Origin of the sequence: Sphingomonas sp. 66-10, from assembly GCF_001897045.1 — a bacterium.
Lineage (GTDB): Bacteria > Pseudomonadota > Alphaproteobacteria > Sphingomonadales > Sphingomonadaceae > Sphingomonas > Sphingomonas lycopersici.
In genome coordinates, this window is the sequence record NZ_MKRR01000063.1 from 10598 (window position 1) to 14205 (window position 3608).

5 protein-coding genes are annotated in these 3608 nt (G+C 63.6%); all 5 read right to left on the reverse strand.

Annotated elements, in window-relative coordinates; translation table 11 throughout:
* Positions 1–329 (reverse strand): bestrophin family protein (locus tag BGN95_RS06260; RefSeq protein ID WP_286771997.1); only part of this gene is annotated, 329 nt, incomplete at its 3' end.
* Positions 330–360: 31 nt separating this feature from the next.
* Positions 361–702, reverse strand: a complete 342-nt coding sequence (gene fliE / locus BGN95_RS06265; RefSeq protein ID WP_007406845.1) for a flagellar hook-basal body complex protein FliE — start codon at positions 700–702, stop codon at positions 361–363.
* Positions 703–747: 45 nt separating this feature from the next.
* Positions 748–1122 carry a hypothetical protein gene (locus tag BGN95_RS06270; protein WP_007406844.1) on the reverse strand — a complete coding sequence of 125 codons (375 nt, stop codon included), beginning with the start codon at positions 1120–1122 and terminating at the stop codon, positions 748–750.
* Positions 1119–1607 carry an SRPBCC family protein gene (locus tag BGN95_RS06275; protein ID WP_043060768.1) on the reverse strand — a complete coding sequence of 163 codons (489 nt, stop codon included), beginning with the start codon at positions 1605–1607 and terminating at the stop codon, positions 1119–1121. Before BGN95_RS06275 ends, BGN95_RS06270 begins: the two co-directional genes overlap by 4 nt.
* A gap of 53 nt (positions 1608–1660) precedes the next feature.
* A partial coding sequence (locus BGN95_RS06280; RefSeq protein ID WP_286771998.1) for an efflux RND transporter permease subunit occupies positions 1661–3608 on the reverse strand: 1948 nt, incomplete at its 5' end.

Sequence of the window (3608 nt, forward strand, 5' to 3'; positions counted from 1 at the left end):
TGCCTCAGGATGATGTGGTGCCGTATCTCACTGCCCTCGGGTTCCCCCTTGGTCAGGCTGCGCGTGATCCGGGCCAGACTGCGCGAGGAATTGATGAGCGCGCCCCAAAGAGTTCGCGCTTCCCACCAGCGTGCATAAGCGGCGTTGGTCCGAAACCCCATGAAGAGCGCGATGGCAGTGCCGAACAGCGCCGTCGGCAAAGGCGGTTCCTTGATCGGGGTCATCATGTGGAATGCCGTCACCGCCACGTCCCACACGAACAGGATCGTGAGGGGCTTCCAAACCTCGACAATAATCTGCGTAAATCGTGGCCTTGTGCCGACAATCATACCAATACCGCCTTAGTTATCTCCGCGATCGTCATCCGATCGGCATGTTCATGATGTCTCGATATGCAGACAGCAGCTTGTTCCGGACTTGCAGCGTCGCCTCGAACGTAATGGATGCACGGCTCTGGATGAGCGCGACGGTCGCAATGTCGGTGGTTTCGCCCCGTTCATATGCTTCGGTGACGACATCCTCCTGCTCCTGGGTCTCGTTGACCTTCGCCACCACGGCATTGAGGGTGTCGGCAAAGGTTGAGGCTGGAGCGGTCGGCGTCACGCCGGGCGGTGCCGTCGGCTGCGCCTCGCGCAAGGCGCGGCTTCGCGCGATCACTTCGGCGCGAATGGCCATCACATTCGAGATCGACGTGTCAGACATCGTTTCTCTCCCGTTGCAGTGCGACGTGTCGGAAGACAGGACGGTTCATCGGGTGCCCTCCCGTTCGCAGGTCCGCGTGCGGCCTTCGCCTTCCACGATGGTGAGCTGCGACCCCTTGAAGGTCGCGGTGGCTGTCTCGCCGACATATTGGAGGCCCTGCGCTGGCGCGGTCAGCGTCATGGGCACGGCGCTGCTGGAGCGCCGCAAATCGATCTGCAGGCCGTTGTCCTTGTAGTCGACGAACAGCGGTTCCCCGTCGGAACAGCGATAGGGATGGCGCCCCATTTCCCCGGTCGCCACGGCGCTGTCGGACGAATGGATTTGCTGCTCCGTTGGCGGGGCTGGCGGCTTGCTTTCCGTGCAAGCCGCCAGCCCGATAACGAGGATGAGGGCGGGCAGAACCCGCTTCAACGGCGTCATCGCGCCTTCCTCCTGTACCGGGAGGGGACGCGCTGACGATTGATCCCACGGGCAGGCTGACCCACCCGCCAGCGCAGATAGGTTGCGAGGCGATCGTCAGCCTCGATCATCAGGGACCGCAGGCGACGCAACATCATCGCCGCGAACGGCAAAGACAGCGCCCCGCGCAGCGTGCAGCTATGTGTTAGCCTGGTGCCACCGTCGTCCCCTGCCAGCTCGTACCGCTCTTCGAGCGTGAACAGATAAGGGATGCCGCAGGACCAAGCGAAGGCGTGCGGCTTATCGAATCGATCAATCCGTGCTGGCGTCCGAATTGGTCGGGTGATGCCCTGGATCGCGAAGGTACATTCCGTCTCGCCAAGCTGGCACGGGTTGTCGAGGAATACGAGCGGACTCCAAGCCCGACGATGATCCGGATCGGTGATCGCCGACCAGATCCGCAGTGGCCCGCCGTGAAGCATTGAGCTGGTTATGGTGCGAGGCATATCCCCATCTCCCAGAGATGAGCGGGGCGATCGCGGATCGCCCCGCTCACCCTTCAGGCCAAGTCGTTCACGAAGGTCTGACCGTGGTCGTCCCCTTCATGCTCCTCATTGTAGTGCTCGGGCTTCTCGATCACTTTCTGCCCGAACCGGGCGTAGAGCGTCGGCAGCACGAACAGCGTCAGCAGCGTTGCCGAGATCAGGCCGCCGATGACGACGGTCGCCAATGGCTTCTGCACCTCCGCGCCCGCGCCTTCGCCAAGCGCCATCGGCACGAAGCCGAGGCTGGCGACGAGCGCGGTCATGACGACGGGCCGCAGACGCTGCATTGCGCCGACATGGGCCGCCTCTTCGCGCGATAGCCCCGACCGGATCAGGTCCTGGATCGAGCTGACCATCACGAGGCCGTTGAGGACCGCGATGCCCGACAAGGCGATGAAGCCAACCGCCGCCGAGATCGAGAAGTCCATGCCCCGCAGGAACAGCAGCAGAACGCCGCCCACCAGCGCGAAGGGCACGCCGGTGAAGACGATCGCGGCATCGCGGACCGATCCCAATGCCCCGTAGAGGAGCAACAGGATCAGGATGAAGCAGGCCGGAATGACCAGCTTCAGACGTTCGCTTGCCGATTGCAGGTTCTCGAACTGGCCGCCCCATTCGAGATAGGCACCAGCGGGCAGCCGAACCTGGCTACCGATCGCCGCCTGCGCGTCCGCAACGACACTGCCGACGTCGCGACCGCGCACATTGGCTTGCACCACCACGCGACGCTTCCCGTTCTCGCGGCTGATCTGGTTGGGACCATCGACCACCTTGATGTCGGCGACGCTCGAAAGCGGCACATAGCCACCCCCCGCCAACGGCACCTGCACCTGTTCGAGAAGGCCGATGTCCGCCCGTTGCGCTTCAGAGAGCCGTATCACGACCGGAAAGCGCCGATCGCCCTCGAAGATCTGGCCCGAGGTGCGCCCGCCGATTGTCGCGGTGACGATGTCCTGCACATCTTGGGCAGTGACGCCCAGACGCGCCATTGCGTCGCGATTGACGCGAATGTCGAGCATGGGCAGGCCCGTCGTTTGCTCGACCTTCACGTCCGCTGCGCCCTGCGTCTTGCGCAGCACCGCAGCAACCTGCTCGGCCGTCCGGTTCATTTGTGTGAAGTCGTCGCCGAATACCTTCACCGCGATATCGCCGCGAACGCCGGCGATCAGCTCGTTGAAGCGCATCTGGATGGGCTGGGTGATCTCATAGGCATTGCCCGGGAACTTCGCGAGATTACCCTCGATCCGACTTACCAGCTCCTCCTTGGGAAGGTCGGGGTTCGGCCAGTCCTTCCGCGGCTTCAGGATGACGAACATGTCGGTCGCGTTCGGCGGCATCGGGTCGGCCGCCAGCTCGGCGGTGCCCGTCTTTGAATAGACGAACGCCACCTCCGGTTGCTTCGACATCATCCTCTCGATCGGCACCTGCATCGCCTGACTCTGCTGGACCGACGTTGCCGGGATGCGGAGCGACTGGATGAGCAGATCGCCTTCATCGAGCTGCGGCAGGAACACCGAGCCGAGCGTGGTGAAGGCAAGCGCCGCCACCACAAGGCTGCCGACACCCGCCCCGATCGTCAGGGTCGGGCGCTTCATCGCCCGGTCGAGACCGGGTTCGTAGCGCTTCTTCAGCCATGTGATGATGCGGCCGTCCTTCTCCTCCACCTTTTTGGACAGCCAGATCGCGATCATGGCGGGGACGAAGGTGAGCGACAGGATGAAGGCGAAGCCGAGCGCGATGATGACGGTGAGCGCCATCGGCACGAACGTCTTGCCCTCCACGCCGGTCAGCGTGAGTAGCGGCACGTAGACGAGGATGATGATCGCCTGTCCGTAGACCGAGGGCCGGATCATCTCGCGCGCGGCGGCTGCCACGGTCGCGAGCCTTTCCTTGACGCTCAGCAATCGGCCTTCATGATGCTGTTGCTCGGCAAGCCTTCGCAGCGCGTTTTCAACGATGATG

Bases quoted from the DNA above. Each gene is read 5' to 3' on its own strand.
- fliE (WP_007406845.1), bottom strand. From the start codon at position 702: ATGTCTGACACGTCGATCTCGAATGTGATGGCCATTCGCGCCGAAGTG.
- BGN95_RS06270 (WP_007406844.1), bottom strand. From the start codon at position 1,122: ATGACGCCGTTGAAGCGGGTTCTGCCCGCCCTCATCCTCGTTATCGGG.
- BGN95_RS06275 (WP_043060768.1), bottom strand. From the start codon at position 1,607: ATGCCTCGCACCATAACCAGCTCAATGCTTCACGGCGGGCCACTGCGG.